The sequence below is a fragment of the Streptomyces sp. DT190 genome (assembly GCF_049846985.1).
Classification (GTDB): Bacteria; Actinomycetota; Actinomycetes; order Streptomycetales; family Streptomycetaceae; genus Streptomyces.
On sequence record NZ_JBNCNM010000025.1, the window covers coordinates 121,968 to 139,517 of the forward strand.

General features: G+C 73.6%; 16 protein-coding genes. 8 read left to right on the forward strand and 8 right to left on the reverse strand.

Features of this window, described 5'->3' with window-relative positions; translation table 11 throughout:
- The first annotated feature begins 53 nt into the window (after window positions 1-53).
- Complete coding sequence (locus ACPXCS_RS32810) at window positions 54-755, forward strand: phosphatase PAP2 family protein (RefSeq protein ID WP_425949050.1); 702 nt, start codon at window positions 54-56, stop codon at window positions 753-755.
- 87 nt (window positions 756-842) lie between these two features.
- Here ACPXCS_RS32810 and ACPXCS_RS32815 read toward each other — a convergent pair whose 3' ends face one another.
- The 4 genes from ACPXCS_RS32815 to ACPXCS_RS32830 all read right to left on the reverse strand — a co-directional run bounded on the left by ACPXCS_RS32815 (window position 843) and on the right by ACPXCS_RS32830 (window position 4,245).
- The gene (locus ACPXCS_RS32815; RefSeq protein ID WP_425949051.1) at window positions 843-1,295 is read right to left on the reverse strand and encodes a phospholipase; all 453 of its coding nucleotides are present in this window, start codon (window positions 1,293-1,295) and stop codon (window positions 843-845) included.
- 144 nt (window positions 1,296-1,439) lie between these two features.
- Window positions 1,440-2,204 carry a cupin gene (locus ACPXCS_RS32820; protein WP_425949053.1) on the reverse strand — a complete coding sequence of 255 codons (765 nt, stop codon included), beginning with the start codon at window positions 2,202-2,204 and terminating at the stop codon, window positions 1,440-1,442.
- Window positions 2,198-3,124, reverse strand: coding sequence for a PmoA family protein (locus ACPXCS_RS32825; RefSeq protein WP_425949055.1), 927 nt, complete (start codon window positions 3,122-3,124; stop codon window positions 2,198-2,200). Before ACPXCS_RS32825 ends, ACPXCS_RS32820 begins: the two co-directional genes overlap by 7 nt.
- Window positions 3,121-4,245 (reverse strand): Gfo/Idh/MocA family protein, encoded by a 1,125-nt coding sequence (locus ACPXCS_RS32830; RefSeq protein ID WP_425949056.1) that lies wholly within the window; start codon window positions 4,243-4,245, stop codon window positions 3,121-3,123. The genes ACPXCS_RS32825 and ACPXCS_RS32830 overlap by 4 nt, the downstream gene beginning before the upstream one ends.
- A 307-nt stretch (window positions 4,246-4,552) precedes the next feature.
- Between ACPXCS_RS32830 and ACPXCS_RS32835 the strand changes: the two genes are divergently transcribed.
- The gene (locus tag ACPXCS_RS32835) at window positions 4,553-4,846 is read left to right on the forward strand and encodes an alpha/beta hydrolase (protein ID WP_425949058.1); all 294 of its coding nucleotides are present in this window, start codon (window positions 4,553-4,555) and stop codon (window positions 4,844-4,846) included.
- A gap of 58 nt (window positions 4,847-4,904) precedes the next feature.
- Here the strand turns inward: ACPXCS_RS32835 and ACPXCS_RS32840 are convergent, their stop codons facing one another.
- The 3 genes from ACPXCS_RS32840 to ACPXCS_RS32850 all read right to left on the reverse strand — a co-directional run bounded on the left by ACPXCS_RS32840 (window position 4,905) and on the right by ACPXCS_RS32850 (window position 7,651).
- Window positions 4,905-5,396 carry a hemerythrin domain-containing protein gene (locus ACPXCS_RS32840; RefSeq protein WP_425949060.1) on the reverse strand — a complete coding sequence of 164 codons (492 nt, stop codon included), beginning with the start codon at window positions 5,394-5,396 and terminating at the stop codon, window positions 4,905-4,907.
- A gap of 81 nt (window positions 5,397-5,477) precedes the next feature.
- Window positions 5,478-5,648: a hypothetical protein gene (locus tag ACPXCS_RS32845; protein WP_031106884.1), complete on the reverse strand. Its 171-nt coding sequence runs from the start codon at window positions 5,646-5,648 to the stop codon at window positions 5,478-5,480.
- A gap of 116 nt (window positions 5,649-5,764) precedes the next feature.
- Window positions 5,765-7,651, reverse strand: coding sequence for a CASTOR/POLLUX-related putative ion channel (locus ACPXCS_RS32850; protein ID WP_425949062.1), 1,887 nt, complete (start codon window positions 7,649-7,651; stop codon window positions 5,765-5,767).
- A 289-nt stretch (window positions 7,652-7,940) separates the two neighbouring features.
- Between ACPXCS_RS32850 and ACPXCS_RS32855 the strand changes: the two genes are divergently transcribed.
- The 4 genes from ACPXCS_RS32855 to ACPXCS_RS32870 all read left to right on the forward strand — a co-directional run bounded on the left by ACPXCS_RS32855 (window position 7,941) and on the right by ACPXCS_RS32870 (window position 13,178).
- A complete protein-coding gene (locus ACPXCS_RS32855) occupies window positions 7,941-9,941 on the forward strand; it encodes a flavin monoamine oxidase family protein (RefSeq protein WP_425949063.1) in 2,001 nt (666 codons plus the stop codon).
- 222 nt (window positions 9,942-10,163) lie between these two features.
- Window positions 10,164-11,147 carry a Bug family tripartite tricarboxylate transporter substrate binding protein gene (locus tag ACPXCS_RS32860; RefSeq protein ID WP_425949268.1) on the forward strand — a complete coding sequence of 328 codons (984 nt, stop codon included), beginning with the start codon at window positions 10,164-10,166 and terminating at the stop codon, window positions 11,145-11,147.
- On the forward strand, window positions 11,144-11,683 hold the full coding sequence (locus ACPXCS_RS32865; RefSeq protein WP_425949065.1) for a tripartite tricarboxylate transporter TctB family protein: 540 nt from the start codon (window positions 11,144-11,146) through the stop codon (window positions 11,681-11,683). Before ACPXCS_RS32860 ends, ACPXCS_RS32865 begins: the two co-directional genes overlap by 4 nt.
- Before the next feature lies 1 nt (window position 11,684).
- Window positions 11,685-13,178 carry a tripartite tricarboxylate transporter permease gene (locus ACPXCS_RS32870; RefSeq protein ID WP_425949066.1) on the forward strand — a complete coding sequence of 498 codons (1,494 nt, stop codon included), beginning with the start codon at window positions 11,685-11,687 and terminating at the stop codon, window positions 13,176-13,178.
- A gap of 294 nt (window positions 13,179-13,472) precedes the next feature.
- Here the strand turns inward: ACPXCS_RS32870 and ACPXCS_RS32875 are convergent, their stop codons facing one another.
- Window positions 13,473-13,895 (reverse strand): VOC family protein, encoded by a 423-nt coding sequence (locus ACPXCS_RS32875; RefSeq protein ID WP_425949269.1) that lies wholly within the window; start codon window positions 13,893-13,895, stop codon window positions 13,473-13,475.
- Between the two features lie 273 nt (window positions 13,896-14,168).
- On the opposite strand from ACPXCS_RS32875, the gene ACPXCS_RS32880 reads away from it, so the two are divergent.
- Together ACPXCS_RS32880 and ACPXCS_RS32885 are read left to right on the forward strand one after the other, a co-directional pair.
- On the forward strand, window positions 14,169-15,290 hold the full coding sequence (locus tag ACPXCS_RS32880; RefSeq protein WP_425949067.1) for a GDSL-type esterase/lipase family protein: 1,122 nt from the start codon (window positions 14,169-14,171) through the stop codon (window positions 15,288-15,290).
- 376 nt (window positions 15,291-15,666) lie between these two features.
- Window positions 15,667-17,304: a cellulase family glycosylhydrolase gene (locus ACPXCS_RS32885; protein ID WP_425949069.1), complete on the forward strand. Its 1,638-nt coding sequence runs from the start codon at window positions 15,667-15,669 to the stop codon at window positions 17,302-17,304.
- Window positions 17,305-17,550: the final 246 nt, after the last annotated feature.

A 17,550-nucleotide genomic window follows, 5' to 3' on the forward strand; every position in this document is an offset into this window, starting at 1 on the left:
GCGCCCGGCGTGAGCCGGTACCGTGCTGGAAAGGCCACTGCGGGGAGAACCACATGAGCGATCCGACGACTTCAGACGGCGACGCCCTCCGTCCGCTTGCGGAGGACGTGAAGCCCTCAGAGGACCCCGTCCGGCTCCTGGGCGCCGTCATGGGCGATCTCAGGGCCGTGGACGGCGCCCTGTACGCGGCGGTGGCCGCCACTCCGACGCCCACCCTGGACCGGACGCTGCGCCATCTGTCCCACGCGGCCGACCACTCGAAGATCTCGTTCGCCATCGCCGCCGCGCTGGCCCTCGGCGGGAAGCGGCCGCGCAGGGCCGCGCTCGCAGGGGTCGGGGCGATCGCCGTGGCCTCGGCCTCGGCGAACCTGCTCGGCAAGCGTCTGGTGCGCCGGGCCCGCCCGGACCGGGAGGCGGCCCGGGTGACGGTGGACCGGCACGTCCCGATGCCGACCTCGGCCTCGTTCCCGTCCGGGCACACCGCGTCGGCGGTCGCGTTCGCCACCGCGGTCGGCGTGGTCCTGCCCCCGGCGGCGGTCCCGCTCGGGGCGCTGGCGGGCGCCGTCGGCTACTCGCGCATCCACACGGGCGTGCACTATCCGGGTGACGTGGCCGCGGGCGCCGTCCTCGGCATCGCCAGCGCCGCCGCCGCCCTGGCCGCGGCGGCCGCCACGCCGTCGGCCCGCACCCAGGCACTGCTCGCGGCGGCCCGCTCGTGGCCGCGCGTCCGCATCGCCGGCCTGGTCCGCGGCTGAACGCCGGACCACCCCGGCTCCGGACGACAGGGAGGCCGGGCGCGGAGTCCCGCTCCGCGCCCGGCCTTCGCGTGTCCGGGCCGCCGGTCAGCCGAAGGCGCGCACGGCCTGGTAGTACGTCCACGCCGTGCTGTTGCAGGAGGTCTTCGTCGCCCCGCTGTAGGCGTTGCAGACCCTCTTGAGGTCCTCGTAGAAGGCGCTGTCGATACGGGACTTGTTGGCGTCGAAGGTGCCCGCCGCCTTGTAGTTGCGGTACCCGAAGTCGTGCCGGGCGCAGGACATCGAGAAGGGGAAGCCGAACGGGTTGTCCGGCGAGGAGGAGCAGTAGTCGGTCGACCAGTCGAAGGCGTACGCCGACCAGGCGCCCTGGTTGGCGCGGGCGGCGGCCCACGCGCTGTAGCTCGACGCGCTGGTCTGCGTCCAGCTCGCGAGCACCTGGGGCTTGTCGGCGGGAGCGGCGCTGGCGGTCGCGGCCGCGCCGACGACGGTGGCGAAGGCCAGAGCCGAGGCGGCAAGACCAGTGGCGAGACTTCGGTGCATCCCACACCTCCATGAGGCTGCGGCCCGCCCATCGGGCCGCAGGTTCATGACAAGAGGATGACCATCCACGGCGGGTGCTCACACCTGTGCCGCCCCAAGGAACCCTGAATTCTTGGCTGTTCGAGGAGAACGGCAGGCGTACGCTCACTCCGCCCGCCGCGGCGACGCGCCGCCGGGCAGGGCGTACTCGTCGCGGCGGCCGCACATGCCGTAGCCGCCGAGTCGGCTCGGTGACGCCTCGTGGGCGGTGGCCTCGTCGAGGTAGGCGGGTTCGCCGTCGGCCAGTGCGTCGAGCTGAGCGCCGGTGCGTTCGGCGGCGGCCAGGGCACCCGCGCGCCACAAGGCGCGCCAAGTGGGCACCTTGTCCCGCACGAGCCGGGCGGCGGCGCGCTGGAACTCCCGGTACGGGCCGTCGTCCCCGGCGACCAGGGCCTCGCGCAGGCCGAGGTAGCCCTCGACGGCGAGGTCCCGGCGGCGCCGTGCGGCCGCCTCGGTCTGCGGCCCCGAGCCGGGCGGCAGGGTCGCGGCGGTCGCGTACCTCCCGGGGTCGGCGAGCACCTCGGGCGGGAAGGTGAAGACCGCGTCCCCCGCCTCGGGCAGGCCGCTGTTCTGCATCAGCACGGTGACGCGCAGCCCGCCGCCCTGCACCATGCGGTGCACGGTGCCCGGCGTGAACCAGGCGATCGCACCGGCTTCGAGGGGGATGTCCCGGTAGCCGTCGGGGCTCAGCGTCTGCACCGAGCCCCGGCCGCCGGTGACGACGTACGCCTCCGTGCACACCAGATGCAGGTGCGGGCTGCCGCCGCAGACACCGTCGGCGGCCTCCCAGTCGTAGGCACTGAGGTGGGACAGGCCGACCGCGCCGGGCAGCGGGGACGCGGGGCCCGCCGGCCCGGGTCCGCTCACCACGGCAGACCTTTCAGGTGCGCCCCGACCCGGGCGCGGTCCCAGGCGCCGTCGGCGATCACCAGCCGGTAGCGGTAGGCGAAGGACTCGCCCGGCGGCAGCTCGAACTCCTCGAAGAACGCCCAGGAGAAGGCGACCGTCGGGAAGGGCTCGGAGCGGACGAACCAGTGCGACTCGTGGATCGCCGCCGCGGCGTCGAGGTTCTCGGGCGCGTGCGCGAAGACGAGGGTGGAGTGGCCGTCGACGTCGTCGTGCTCGGCGGTGAAGGCGAGCCACGGGCCCTGGCCGCCCATCAGCTCGGCCGCGCCGGCGTCGGTGCCCGGGGCGAGGACCGTGCCGCCGGTGAAGTCGCGCGGGCCGCGCCACTGCAGTCCGGTGTAGCCGGCCATCTCCCGGCCCGCGGTGGTCGGCGAGCCGAAGACCAGCGGCGCCGAGCGGGTGTTGGTCAGGTGGATCGACCAGTCCAGGGCCCAGGCGCCGGCCTCCTCGTCCACCGAGTGGACGGTCAGCCCGCGCACCTCCCGGGCCCACTCCTCGCCGCCGTTCTCGATCCAGGTGAGGTCCTCGGTGAGGGCGAGCCGGTCGTCCTCGACCGTGAACCGCGGGAAACCGTCGTGCCGCATGGCGCCGACGCGCTCCGGCAGACGCAGGTAACCCTCGCCGTGGACATAGCAGTTGCCGCCCCAGAAGTTCTGGCCGGACAGATGGCTCGCGGTCATCTGCAGGCCCTTGTGCCAGCGGTGGTCGTTGGGGCGGTAGCCGGTCACCGTGCGGCCGGACAGAGTGCGCACGGGGTGGGCGTACGGCTTGCGGGCCTCGAACGGGTCGGGATCGGGGCGGTAGACGTAACGGAGGATCTCCGTGCCGTTCGCCGCCGTGACGGCGATGTCCTCGCCGTGCGTGTGGGTGACGCGGATGGTCATGCGCGCTCCTTGGGGGCCCAGTCGGGGTCTGCGCCGTGCATGGCCTCGTAGAACGGGTCGCCGGGGCCGATCTCCCCCGCGTGCACGGACCGGCCGGTGAACGCCGCCTTGTACAGGGCGGCGGCGAACTCCAGGGTGGCGCGGGCGTCCCGGCCGCTGCCCGGTGGCCGGGTGCCGGTGTCGTAGGCGTCGAGGAGCGCGCCGAGCTGGGCCGTGTGCGAGCTGGGCACGTCCCGGGCGGGGGTGCGCCAGGCGGTGGCCCGTTCGGAGGCGACGTGCGGGGCCGGGGTGTAGACCCAGCTGTCGTTGGTGTGGCCGTACAGGTGGGTGAGTTCGACCGTGGCGTCCGCGCAGTCGATGCGGATGCGGCTCACCTCCTGCGGCGACAGCACGCTGTTGACGACGGTGGCGAGGGCGCCGCCGCGGAAGCGCACCAGGGCGGTGGAGACGTCCTCGCTCTCGGTGTCGTGGACCAGGCGCGCGGCCATGGCCCGGATCTCCTCCCACTCGCCGAGCAGATGCAGCATCAGGTCGTACTGGTGGATGCCGTGCCCCATGGTCGGGCCGCCGCCCTCGCTGGCCCATCTCCCGCGCCAGGGCACCTCGTAGTACGCCGCGTCGCGGTGCCAGGTCGTCTGGCAGTGCGCGACCAGCGGGGCGCCCAGCTCGCCGCTCGTGATCAGCTCCCGGGCATGCACGGCGCCGGATCCGTAGCGGTGCTGGAAGACGACCGCCGCGTAGGCGCCCGAGGCGTCCTCGGCGGCGGCGATCTCGTCGTACTCGGCGAGCGACAGAGTGAGCGGTTTCTCGCACAGCACCCAGGCACCGGCCTTGAGCGCGGCCACCGTCTGGTCCCGGTGCAGGGCGGGCGGGGTGCCGATCAGGACGAGGTCGGGGCGTTCGGCGTCCAGCATGGCGTCGACCGAGGTGTACCCGGCGACCTGCTCGCCCGCCAGCTCGCGGAACGCCTCCAGGCGCCCCTGGTCCACGTCGACGGCGGCCACCAGGTCCACCCGGTCGGAGTGGGCGCGCAGCGCGGGCAGATGACTGCCCGCGACGATGGCTCCGGTGCCGACGACGGCCACGCGGCGGCGGGTGGGGGACCCTGGGGACACGGACATGCGGCGCTCCTCGAACGGCCGGCGGACACACGCTTGGAAAGCGCTTGCACTCGAAGGGACCCTAGGCGCGGGAGAATGTCTGGACAACCCCCCTGCAGCGACCCGCGCCCCGCGCCCCCGCGCATTCGCCCAGCTTGGGGCGGAGTTTCCGGTTGTTGCCATAGCCATGGAAAACGGCGCCGCGTGCAGACGGCGCTCCTGTCCGGCGACGGCGCCGCCCCGCGCGCCCCGGAGGTCCGCCGTCGTGTCCTGCGGCACCCGGGGCGCGGGACCCGCTGGTCGCGCCGGTGCCGTTCCACCTCATCCCGTGCGCCTTCCGGAACGTCCGCGCGAACGCCCGGTCACCGTCCGCGACGGCCTGCCCGCGCTGCTCGCCGACGCCACCGGTGCCCTGCGTGCCCCGCGCACCGGCTACGACGGTGCAGGGGCGGTCCGCTCCCGCTGGTCCTCCTCGCGCGCGATCACCCTGCGGGGCGCGGACCAGCACGCGGTGTACGGCGGGTACGGGGGGCCGTGCGCGGACGAGGCGGTCCACGCCTGCCCGGCCACGGGGCGGCTGCCCGCGCGTGACCTCGCCCGCCCGGCACCCTCGGACCGCTGACACACGCGGGAGCCCGGACCGTCGCCGGTCCGGGCTCCCGTGGCGGGGTGCGAGTCCCTCAGGACTCGACGATCTTGCGTACGTTGTCGAGGGAACCGCAGTTGGCCTTCAGCCGGCGCTCGCGCTCCTGCCAGAACTCCCGGCCCAGCTCCTCGCGCCGCTCCATCGCCACGTTCTCGCGCGCGCCGTTGAGGATGGTGCGCTCCTCCTCGTCGGCGTGGTGGGTGACGGCCTCCACCAGCTCCTCGAGCTTCTCGTCCCACTCGTCGGAGCCGACCTCCTCCACCTGGAGGAGTTCCAGGAGGGCCTCGTTGCCCTCCTCGTGCTCGTGCTCGCCGTGTTCGACCTCTTCGTCGTCGATGTTCTTGTAGCGCTTGAGCGCCGGGTAGACCTTGGACTCCTCGGCCAGCGCGTGCGCGATCAGCAGGTCCGAGAATTCACGCAGCGCACCCTCACGGTCGGCTTCGACGCTGCGCATCTGACGGAAGAGGTCTTCCATGCGCCGATGGTCCCGAAGAATGAGCTCGACGACGTCCTGAGTGTCGGCCATGAACAGGAACCCCTTTCGTACGGAGAGTCAGGCCATTTCCCTTTACCCCGTTCCCCGTGGCGGGAACGGGGCCGGCCGGGTCTACCAGCGATACCAGCGGCCCTTGCGGCCGCCGGTGTCCGCGCTGCGCAGCACGAAGCCGAGCAGCCAGACCACCAGCACGATCACCGCGATCCACCACAGGGCCTTCAGAGCGAAGCCGGCGCCGAAAAGGATCAGGGCCAGCAGCAGAACGAGAAGCAAAGGAACCATTGTTATCTACCTCCGCAACTCCTGATGCCCGGGCTTTCGCTGAACACACGGGCGAATTACTTTGTTTTTCCAGGAGAATGAGGGGCAGACGGACCCATTCGGTCGGCGGCGGGACCTCAGTCCCTGCCGACGACCACCACCTCGTCCCCGGCCGCCCAGCGGCGGCGCTCGGCCTTGGGCGGGTTGATGCGCACGCCGTTGCCGGGGGCCGCCGAGGCTTCGTCCTGGCCTCGGTAGCCGATGGCGCACTCGCCCCGCCGGCGTGCCGCCGCCACGACGGTGGCGAAGGCCGTCTCGCACCCGGGCAGGACGTAGTCGCCCGCGGGCCGCAGGTGGATGCCGGTGCCGTCGGCGGAGAACAGTTCCTCGAAGACCGCCGCCAGGTGCCGGTTCTGGGAGATCTGCGCCATGAGCAGGCCGATGAGCTTGCCGCTGATGATGACGTCGGCCCCCGGGCTGATCGGGGCCAGGACCCGGTTGCGGTCGTCGACCAGCTCGGTGACGACCGGCAGCTCCCGTCCGGTGTCCTCCTCCAGCCGGCGCAGCAGCAGGAGCGTGACGAGCGTGCCGTTGTCGGGGTGGTCCCCCGTCTGCCCGGGAGCGGCGTCCCGGCCGAGGACGATGACGCTGTCGTAGGAGTGCACGTCCAGACGCTGCAGGGTCTCGGGCCGGGTGACGTCCCCCCGGTGGAGGGTCAGGGCCAAACCGGTGCCGGACTGCTGCACCCGCCGGACCGTCTCCTCGCCGCAGTCGGTCACGACGTCGACGACCGATCCGGGCAGGGCGCGGCGGCGCAGTTGGTCGACCATGAGCGGCGCCCTGCGGTTCCAGCCCAGCAGCAGGACCCGCTCGGGCCGCGCCGGAGTCGGCGGGCCGGACGCCATCGCCTCCTTCTCGACCCATGGCCCGCAGTCACCCGGCCAGGCCGTGTCGTCGTCGCGGGAGACGACGATGAGTAGATCGTCGGCGGCGAGGGCCGTCTGCGGCGGCGGAGCGAGCAGCGGGGTGTCGCCGCGCACCAGTCCCACCACACTGGACGTCGGATACGACAGCAGCGCGTCGCCGAACGTGCGGCCGGTCAGGGACGCTTCGCCGACCAGGTAGAACTCGTCGCCGGCGAAGTCGAGGAGCTCCTGGTGGACCAGGGACAGGCCGGGGCGGCGGGCCGCCTGGACGATCAGCCGGGCCGTGACCGTGTCGCTCTCCAGGACGACTCCGCCCGGCCCGGCGGCGAGGCGGGCGGCCAGCCGGTACCGGTCGTCCCGGACGGCGGCGACGACGGGCGGCCGGCTCTTCGCACCGGCCAGGGCCGCCCGGAGCGCCAGCAGCGTCCTGACGACCTCGGCGTCGGCATCGGGGTCGTCCCGGGGCAGCACCAGCACGACACCGGCCGTCGCCGGGCTGGTCAGGGTCAGTACGGCCGGGTCGGTGGTGGGGCCGCTGCGGCAGATCAGCCGGGTACGGCCGACGGGTCCGACCTTCGTGCCGAGGGCCTCCTCCATGGCGGTCTTGTCGTGGTCGGCGAGCACCGCCACCGCCGCGCGCCGCTGGTTGGCGTTGGCGGCGACCAGTTCGCCGACCACCGTGAAGACCTGCTCCGACCATCCCAGCACCACGACGTGGCCCTGTTCGAGCACGGTCGAGCGGCCCCGCCGCAACGCGGTGAGTCGTTCCGTGAGGGCGGTGGTGATCAGGCCCACCAGCGTCGAGACGTACAGCAGGGCGACCAGGGCGAGCAGCACCGACATCGTCACGCGCAGCGGCGTGCCGGTCGCACCGCCCAGCCGCAGGGTCTCCCCGGTCAGGTGCCACACCTGCGCCAGCCGACCCGGCAGGGACCGGGGCGCCTCGGGATCGGTCCACACCACCACCGCGCTGGCCGGGACGACGACGGCAAGGCACAGCAGCGCCATCCACCCGACCAGGGCGGAAGCACCGCGGGCCAGTGTGCTGTCGAACCAGTAACGGACCCGGTCGCCGAACCCGGTGCGCCGCTGCGCCACCCTTCCCCCTCCGTCGTCCCCGGCCCCTCCGCGCGCCGGCCGGCGCCGCCGTGCGCGTGCGGCGCGCGGACGGGCGGAGAGCGCGGGTGTGAGTACGCATGTCGCAGTGTGCGGGCCCGTGCCGGGCGGGGGCGCGGTTTCGCCGCGCGTTCATCCCTTCGGGTTCACCGAGCCCTCCGAGAGCGCCCTGTCTCGTGTGACGTGCGGGTTTTGCCCGGGATTCGCTCCTTGGGGGCAACGCCCGGGCAAAACGCGGCGCCCCGTCACGGCAGTCGTTACAAAGATCGCCATGACCGATGATCACGTGGTGGTGCGCCCGGACGGCGGAGTCTCCCGGCGGGGTTTCGCGGCGGTGGCCGGGACGGCCGCCGTGGCGACGGCCCTGACCGGCGGGACCGCCACAGCCCTTCCCGCGCCGGCCGCGCCACCCACACCCGGGGGCGCCCGCGGTGCCGACTTCGACCGGTGCCTCGCCGTCGCCCGCGCCCTGCTCGTCCTCGACTCCGACAACCGCCCTCTCGTCCCGCGGTACCGGCGCGTCCTGCGGGACGGTCTGCCGGCCGGCCGGACACGCCCCAAAGACGTCCTCGTCATCGGCGCCGGCCCCGCGGGGCTGGTGGCCGCCTGGCTGCTGAAGCGGGCCGGGCACCGGGTGACGGTCCTGGAGGCCAACGGCAACCGGGCCGGCGGCCGCGTCAAGACCTTCCGCAAGGGCGGGCACGAGGGCGCCGCGCAGCCCTTCGCCGACCCCCGTCAGTACGCCGAGGCGGGCGCGATGCGCCTCCCCGGCAGCCACCCGCTGGTGATGCAGCTCATCGACCAGCTCGACCTGGACAAGCGGCGCTTCCACTACGTCGACGTGGACGAGGAGGGACGCCCCGCCGCGCGCACCTGGATCCACGTCAACGGCATCCGTGTGCGGCGCGCCGACTACGCCCGCTCGCCCCGGCGCGTGAACCGCTCCTTCGGCGTCCCCAAGGCCCATTGGGACACTCCCGCCGCCGCCATCCTGCGCGCCGCCCTCGACCCGGTGCGCGACGAGTTCAGCCGCGTCGGCCCGGACGGCAAGCGCGTCGACAAGCCTCTCCCCGAACGCCTCAAGGGCTGGGCCCGCGTGGTGCAGCGGTTCGGCGACTGGTCGATGTTCCGCTTCCTCACCGAGCACGCCGGCCTCGACGAGCGCACCGTCGACCTGATCGGCACCCTGGAGAACCTCACCTCGCGCCTGCCGCTGTCCTTCATCCACAGCTTCATCGGCTCCTCCCTGATCAGCCCCGACACGCCCTTCTACGAACTGGAGGGCGGCACGGCCGTGTTGCCGGACGCGCTGCTCGAACGGGTCCGCAAGGAGGTGCGGTTCGACCGCCGGGTGACCCGCATCCAGTACCACCACCCCGACCGCCCGGCGCCGGAGGACGCGCACGTGCGGGGCAAGGGCCCGCACGTGTGGGTGGACACCGTGTCCGAGGGCCGCGACGGCCCGGTCGTCCGCGAGCAGTTCACCGCCGACGTCGCCGTGGTCACGGTGCCGTTCTCCGGGCTGCGCCACGTCCAGGTCGACCCGCCCCTGTCGTACCGCAAGCGGCGCGCGGTCTGCGAGCTGCACTACGACAGCGCGACCAAGGTGCTGCTCGAATTCAGCCGCCGCTGGTGGGAGTTCGACGAGGACGACTGGAAGCGCGAACTGAACGCCGTCCGGCCGGGCCTGTACGAGGCGTACCGCACCGGACGGGCCCCGGCGGACGGCAGTCTGCTCGGCGCGCACCCCTCCGTGCCCGGCGGGCACATCACGGCGGCCCAGCGCACCCACTACGCCGCCAACCGCGCGATCGGCCGCGACCAGCCGGAGGCCGCGGGTGTGGTGGGCGGCGGCTCCGTGTCGGACAACGCCAACCGCTTCATGTTCCACCCCTCCCACCCGGTCCCGGGCAGCCCGGGCGGTGTGGTCCTCGCCTCCTACAGCTGGGCGGACGACGCCCTGCGCTGGGACTCCCTGGACGACGAGGCGCGCTACCCGCACGCGCTGTGCGGCCTGCAGCAGGTCTACGGCCGGCGCGTCGAGGTGTTCTACACCGGCGCCGGCCGCACCCAGAGCTGGCTGCGCGACCCCTACGCCTACGGGGAGGCGTCCGTGCTGCTGCCCGGGCAGCACACGGAACTGCTGCCCGCGATCCCGGCGGCCGAGGGGCCGTTGCACTTCGCCGGCGACCACACGTCGGTCAAGCCGGCGTGGATCGAGGGGGCGCTGGAGTCCGCCGTGCGCGCCGCCCTGGAGGTCCACCAGGACTAGCAGGCACCGAGTGACGGAGCCCCGACGCGTGCGCGCCGGGGCTCCGTCGCCGTTCGGGCGGCGAAAGCGGCGGTCACCGCGCCGTGACCGCAATGACCACAACCTCCGTTGCTTCCGCAAGCGAGACACCTCGGCGGTGTCCGGGCACCATGTGGCCCACGTCACCCTCCCCCACAGGGCATCGACCTACCCGCAACGACGTACCGACAGGTGGTGGCACTCGTGCGCCTGCGCACTCCCCTCGCCCTGCTCGGGGCCGCCGTGCTCGTGCTCGTCGGACCGCCGCTGCTGACCACCGGCAGCGGCTCCGAGACCGGCACACAGATCCCGGGCCTGCGTTTCATGGTCCCCAACACGCCGGGCGGCGGCTACGACATCACGGCCCGCACGGCCGCGAAGAACGCCGAGGACGCCGGACTGACCCACAACATCGAGGTGTTCAACCTGCCCGGCGCCGGCGGCACCGTGGGCCTGAGCCGGCTGGTGAGCGAACACGGCAACGGCAAGCTCGCCATGTCCATGGGCCTCGGGGTGGTGGGCGCCGTCCGCTCCAACGACGCCCCCAAGACACTCGGCGACACCACGCCGATCGCCCGGCTCACCGAGGAGCAGGACGTCGTCGTGGTCGCGAAGGACTCGCCGTACAAGACGATCGACGACCTGATCGGCGCCTGGAAGGAGAATCCGGGCAAGCTGCCGGTGGGCGGGGGCTCCTCCCCCGGCGGACCCGACCACCTCGCGCCGATGCTGATGGCCCGGGCCGCCGGCATCCCCCCGAAGCAGGTCAACTACATCCCCTTCGACGGCGGTGGCGAACTGCTCGCCTCCATCCTCGGCAGCAAGGTCGCCTTCGGCGTCTCCGGCGTCGGCGAGTACCTCGACCAGATCGAGGCCGGCGAGCTGCGCCTGCTCGCCGTCACCGGTCCCGAGCGCGTGGCGGGGCTGGACGCGCCCACGCTGCGGGAGGCGGGGTACGAGGTGAGCTTCACCAACTGGCGCGGCATCGTCGCCCCGCCCGGTCTGACGGACGGCGAACGCGGCAAGCTGGTGCGGCTGATCGAGGAACTGCACGACTCCGACGAGTGGCGCGAGGCCCTGGAGCAGAACGGCTGGGACGACGCCTTCCTCACGGGCGAGGAGTTCGGCGCGTTCCTCGACGCCGAGGACAAGCGCGTGGTTTCGGTGCTGAAGGAGCTGGGACTGTGACGACGCGGACCACCGACACCGCCCCCGCGCGGGAGAGCGCCGGGCGCTCGTGGCTGAAGGAGCACTCCGAACTCGGCGTGTGCGCTCTGCTGCTGGCGCTGGGTGCGCTCGTCCTGACGGACGCGCTCACCATGGACGTCGACATCGCCCAGCGCGGCCCGGTCGGCCCGCGGACCGTGCCGATCGTGGTCGGGGCGGGTCTTCTCGTGATCGCGGCGCTGCTCGCCGTGGACGTGCTGCGCGGCGGGCGGGGCGAGGCCGAGGGCGGTGAGGACATCGACCTGTCCGAGCCGGCCGACTGGCGCACCGTGCTGCTGCTCGCGGGGGTGTTCCTGGGGTCGGCCGTGCTGATCGAGCCGCTGGGCTTCCCCATCGCGGGCGCGCTGCTGTTCTGGGGTGCGGCGTTCGCGCTGGGCAGCCGGCGGACCGACCGGGATCCGCTCATCGCGGCCGGGCTCTCCCTGGTCACCTACACCGTCTTCAACAACCTGCTCGGAGTGCCCCTGCCCGGCGGTCCGCTGATGGGAGTGCTGTGACATGAACGCCCTCAACTCCCTGCTGGACGGCTTCGGTACGGCCCTCACGCCGATCAACCTGCTGTGGGCCGCGATCGGCGTCCTGCTCGGCACGGCCATCGGGGTGCTGCCCGGCATCGGCCCGGCCATGGCGGTCGCGCTGCTGCTGCCGGTGACGTACGGGCTCGACCCGACCGGCGCGTTCATCATGTTCGCCGGCATCTACTACGGCGCGATGTTCGGCGGCTCCACGACCTCCATCCTGCTCAACACCCCCGGCGAGAGCGCGGCGGTGGTGGCGGCCATGGAGGGCAACCCCATGGCCAAGTCGGGGCGCGGCGCGCAGGCCCTGGCGGCCGCCGCGATCGGGCACTTCGCGGGCGGCATGGTCGGCACGCTGCTGCTGGTGGCGCTCGCGCCGACGGTGGCCGACCTGGCCGTGGACATCGGCGCGCCGGACTACTTCGCCATCATGGTGCTGGCGTTCATCGCGGTGACGTCGGTGCTGGGCTCGTCCCGGGTCCGGGGCATGGCCTCCCTGCTCATCGGCCTCACCCTCGGCCTGGTGGGCCTGGACCAGATGACCGGCCAGCAGCGCCTGACCTTCGGCTCGCTGCAACTCGCCGACGGCGTCGACGTCGTCATCGTCGCGGTCGGTCTCTTCGCCATCGGCGAGGCCCTGTGGGTCGCGGCGCACCTGCGGCGCAGGCCGCCCGAGCCCATCCCGGTGGGGCGGCCGTGGCTGGGGCGCGGCGATGTGCGCCGTACCTGGAAGTCGTGGCTGCGCGGCCCGTTCATCGGCTTCCCGTTCGGCGCGATCCCGGCGGGCGGCGCGGAGATCCCGACCTTCCTGTCGTACGTGACGGAGAAGCGCCTGTCGAAGCACCAGGACGAGTGGGGCAAGGGCGCCATCGAGGGCGTGGCGGGGCCGGAGTCGGCGGCGTCGGCGTCGGCCGCGGGCACGCTGGTGTCGATGCTGACCCTGGGCCTGCCGACCACGGCGGTCGCGGCCGTGATGCTGGCCGCCTTCCAGCAGTACGGCATCCAGCCCGGCCCGCTCCTCTTCGAGCGCGAACCCGACCTGGTGTGGGGCCTGATCGCCTCGCTGTTCGTCGGCATGGTGCTGCTGCTCGCGCTCAACCTGCCGCTGGCGCCGGTGTGGGCGAAGCTGCTGCGCATCCCGCGGCCGTACCTGTACGCCGGGATCCTGTTCTTCGCGGCGGTCGGCGCGTACGCGGTCGGCGGCGAGGTGATCGACCTGGTGATCCTGCTGGTCATCGGCCTGATCGGTTTCGGTATGCGGCGCTACGGGCTGCCGGTGCTGCCCGCCGTCATCGGCGTGATCCTCGGCCCGAACGCCGAACAGCAGCTGCGGCGCGCCCTGCAGATCAGCGACGGCAGCGTCACGGGGCTGGTGAACACGCCGTTCGCGGTGACCGTCTACGCGGTGATCGTGGTGCTGCTGGCCTGGCCGTTGCTGCGCAGGGCGGTGACACGGGGCCGGGCCGCGGCCTGAGCCGGTCACCCCGGCACCCGCTCCCGGGTGCCGTCCGGGAAGCGGATCTCCACCTCGCCGGTCCCGGCGACCCGTACGCGCGGCCCTGAACGCCGGGCGTACGGGTCGCCGTTCGTCCGGCGTCCGGCGTCCGGCGTCCGGCGTCCGGCGTCCGGCGTCCGGAACAGGGTGGCCGAGCGGTGACCGAGCGGTGACCGAGCGGTGACCGAGGATGTGGGTGCCGGTGGCGACGGCCCACGCGGACAGCCGCCGGTCCGTACGGGCGTTCAGCGAGGAGCGGTCGGCCGGGGTCCGTCAGGCGATCTGTTCGGCCAGCGCGACCATGATGCCCGCGGGGCCGCGCAGGTAGCAGAGCCGGTAGCTGTCCTCGTACTGCACCATCTCGCCGACGAGTTCGGCCCCGTGCGGGCGCAGGCGGTCCACGACCGCGTCGATGTCGTCGACGGCGAACATCACACGGTGCATGCCCAGCGTGTTCGCCGGGGCCCGCGGGTCGCCCTCACGGCTCGACGGCGTCCGGTACCGGGTCAGTTCGAGCCGTCCGTGGCCGTCCGGGGTCCGCATCATCGCCAGGTCCGAGCGGACTCCCTCCAGTCCGAGGAGGCGGTCCACCGCGTCGCCCTCGACGGTCGCCTCGCCCTCCAGCTCCAGCCCGAGCGCGGCGAAGAACGCCGTGGCGGCCGCGAGATCGTCGACGACGACGGCGATGTTGTCCATCCGCCGGATCGTCCCGTGTCCGGGCCCGGGGCCCCGCCGGCCGGTGTCCTCCATGGTGATCTCCCTCCGGGGCGGCCGCCGGGTCGGGCGGAGCGTGTGTACGCGGGCGTCTTCCCGTTCGCGCCGTCGCCCTCAAGCTACTCGGTTCGCAGGTCCCGGCGCCGGTGGTCGCCACTCGGTTCACCGGATCGACGCTGACCCCTTGACGCTCCCATGACAACGGTGGCTTGATGTCGTGGGAGCGCTCCCACCTCCTCCAGGGAAGGGACCACCATGCGCAGCACCCCCCGCACCTCCCCACTCCTGCCGCCCGGCCCGTCCTCTCGGCCGGTGCTCGTCCCGCTCCTCGGCCTGCTGGCCGCCCTGCTCCTCACGCTCGGCCCGGCCCCGGCGCCACGCGCGGCGGCCGCCCCCGCCGCCGACCCCGTCCGGATCATGCCGCTCGGCGACTCGATCACCGGTTCGCCGGGCTGCTGGCGGGCGGTGCTGTGGAACCGGCTGGTGAGCAGCGGACACACCGGCATCGACTTCGTCGGCACCTTGCCGCCGCAGGGCTGCGGGCAGGCGCACGACGGCGACAACGAGGGCCACGGCGGCGAGTTGGTCACCGCCGTGGCCGACCGGAACCTGCTGCCCGGCCGGCTCGCCGCCACCGACCCGGACATCGTTGTCATGCACTTCGGCACGAACGACGTGTGGAGCGGCATCGCCCCCGACCGCATCCTCGCCGCCTACACCCGGCTCGTCGGGCAGATGCGGGCCTCCGACCCGGACATGCGGATCCTCGTGGCCCAGCTCATTCCGATGAACCCGAGCAGTTGTGCCGCCTGCGCGCAGCGCGTCGTCGACCTCAACGCGCGGATCCCCGCGTGGGCGCGGGCGACGAGCACCGACCGTTCGCCGGTCACCGTGGTCGACCAGTGGACGGGCTTCAGCACGGCCGGCGACACCTACGACGGCGTGCACCCCAACGCCTCCGGCGACGCGAAGATCGCCGCTCGCTGGTACCCGGCCCTGGCGGCGGTCCTGGACGCGGGCGTCCCGCAGGACCCGGGCGGTCCCGGTGACCCCGCCGCCTGCACCGCCCGCTTCCGGGCCGTCTCCTCCTGGCAGGGCGGTTACCAGGGCGAGGTGACGGTGACCAACAGCTCCGCCTCCGCCGCCTCGGGCTGGACCGCGACGGTCGTTCCGGCGGGCGGCGCGCGGCTGTCCCAGGTGTGGAACGGCACCCTCGGCACGGCGGCGGACGGTACGGCCGGCGTCTCGGACGCGGGCTGGAACGGCGCGCTGGCCCCGGGCGCGAGTGCCACGTTCGGTTTCGTCGCCACCGCCCCGGCAACCGCGGGCGCGCCGGCGGCGACCGTCACGTGCACGGTGCGGACCGCCGCGTCCTGAGCCCTGCCGGGACGGCCGCCGGGACGGTCGGGACAGCCGTCACCGCCGGGACCGCCGGAACCGCCGGGACCCGGGACGGCCGGCACCGCCACGACCGTCGGCACCACGGCACCGCCACGACCGTCGGCACCCCGCATCGGCATCCAGCACCCTGCACACCGCCCCCGGTCCCACTGCACCCCGCCCCGCCCGACGCCGGCACCACGGAAGCGCCGGGCGCGGGCACCGCGAGCCGCACGGCACCACCGCACGCCCGCACAACCGCACCACACAGCGCACCCCGCACCACCCGCCCCACTCCACGACAACCCGGCCGGGGTCCGCCCCCGGCCACCTCACGACAGGCCCCATCCGACCCGACCCCCTCGGAGCCGCCATGAGTACCCAAGCCCCGGCCGCCGTCCCGCGGCCGGCCACCGTCGCCGCCGTCCTGCTCGGCCTGCTCCTCTCCTTCCTCACTCTCACCACCCCGGCCCATGCCGCGCCCACCGGCTTCCGCGTAGAGAACGGCCGGCTCCTGGAGGCCTCCGGGAACGACTTCGTGATGCGCGGCGTCAACCACGCGCACACCTGGTATCCGGACCGGATCAGCTCCCTCGCCCACATCAAGGCCAAGGGCGCCAACACCGTCCGCGTGGTTCTCTCCAGCGGTGACCGCTGGACCCGCAACGACACCGCCGACGTGGCGAACGTGGTCGCGCAGTGCAAGCAGAACCGGCTGATCTGCGTCCTGGAGGTGCACGACACCACCGGCTACGGCGAGCAGAGCGGGGCCGTCACGCTGTCCCGCGCCGCCGACTACTGGATCAGCGTGCAGAGCGCGCTGACCGGCCAGGAGGACTACGTCATCGTCAACATCGGCAACGAGCCGCACGGCAACACCGGTTACTCGGCGTGGACGGCCGACACCAAGGCGGCGATCCAGAAGCTGCGCACCGCCGGCTTCGACCACACGATCATGGTGGACGCGCCCAACTGGGGTCAGGACTGGGCGTTCACCATGCGCGACAACGCCGCCTCGGTCTTCGCCGCAGACCCGGACGCCAACACCGTCTTCTCGATCCACATGTACGGCGTCTTCGACACGGCCGCCGAGATCAACGACTACCTGAACCGCTTCGTCACCGCGAAACTCCCCATCGTAGTGGGTGAGTTCGGCCACGACCACTCGGACGGCAACCCCGACGAGGACACCATCCTGGCCGCCACCCGGCAGCTCCGTCTGGGGTACCTCGGCTGGTCCTGGAGCGGCAACGGCGGCGGCGTCGAGTACCTGGACATGGTCACGAACTTCGACCCCGACCGGCTCACCGGCTGGGGCCAGAGGCTGTTCAACGGCGCGGACGGCATCGCCGCCACCGCCGAGGAGGCCGCGATCTACTCCTCCTCCGGCGGCGACACCACTCCCCCGACGGCCCCCGGCACCCCGACCGCCTCGGGCGTGACGTCCTCGTCCGTGACCCTGGCCTGGGGCGCCGCCACCGACGCGACGGGCGTCACCGGCTACGACGTCGTCCGGGTCTCCGGCGGCACCGAGACGGTCGCGACCAGCACGGCCGGCACCACCGCGACGCTGACCGGCCTGGCCCCCGCGACCGCCCACACCTTCGCCGTCTACGCCCGTGACGCCGCCGGCAACCGTTCGCCCCGCTCGGGCACGGTGACGGTGACGACCTCGCCGGGCAGCACCCCGTCGGCGTGCGGTGTCGGCTACCGGGTGACGGGCAGCTGGCCCGGCGGCTTCCAGGGCGAGATCACCCTGCGCAACACCGGCGCGTCGGCGATCAACGGCTGGACGCTGCGCTGGACGTTCCCGGACGGCCAGCGGATCACCAACCTGTGGGGCGGGACGGCGACGCAGAGCGGCTCCGACGTCAGTGTCGCGGCGGCCCCGTACACGGCGACCGTGCCCGCCGCCGGCTCGGTCACCCTCGGGTTCACGGCGACCCGCGGTGCGGCGAACCCCGAGCCGACGGCGTTCACCCTGAACGGCGCGGCCTGCACCCTGAGCTGAGCCCGGCCCGCACAGAGGGTCGGAGCCCAGCCCGCACAGTGGGCTGAGCCCGACCCGCACGCTGGCTGAGCCCGGCCCGCACGGTGGCTGAGCCCGGCCGGGCACGGTGAGCTGAGCCCGGCCGCACCGTGTGCCGGTCACGCCCCGTGCGGCGGTGGCGGCGCCGCGCCCCGCGGCCCGGCCCCCAGGCGGAGCCCCCCCCCCCGGGGGGGTTAGGGCCGAGCCCCCCCCCCCCCCCCCCGGTGA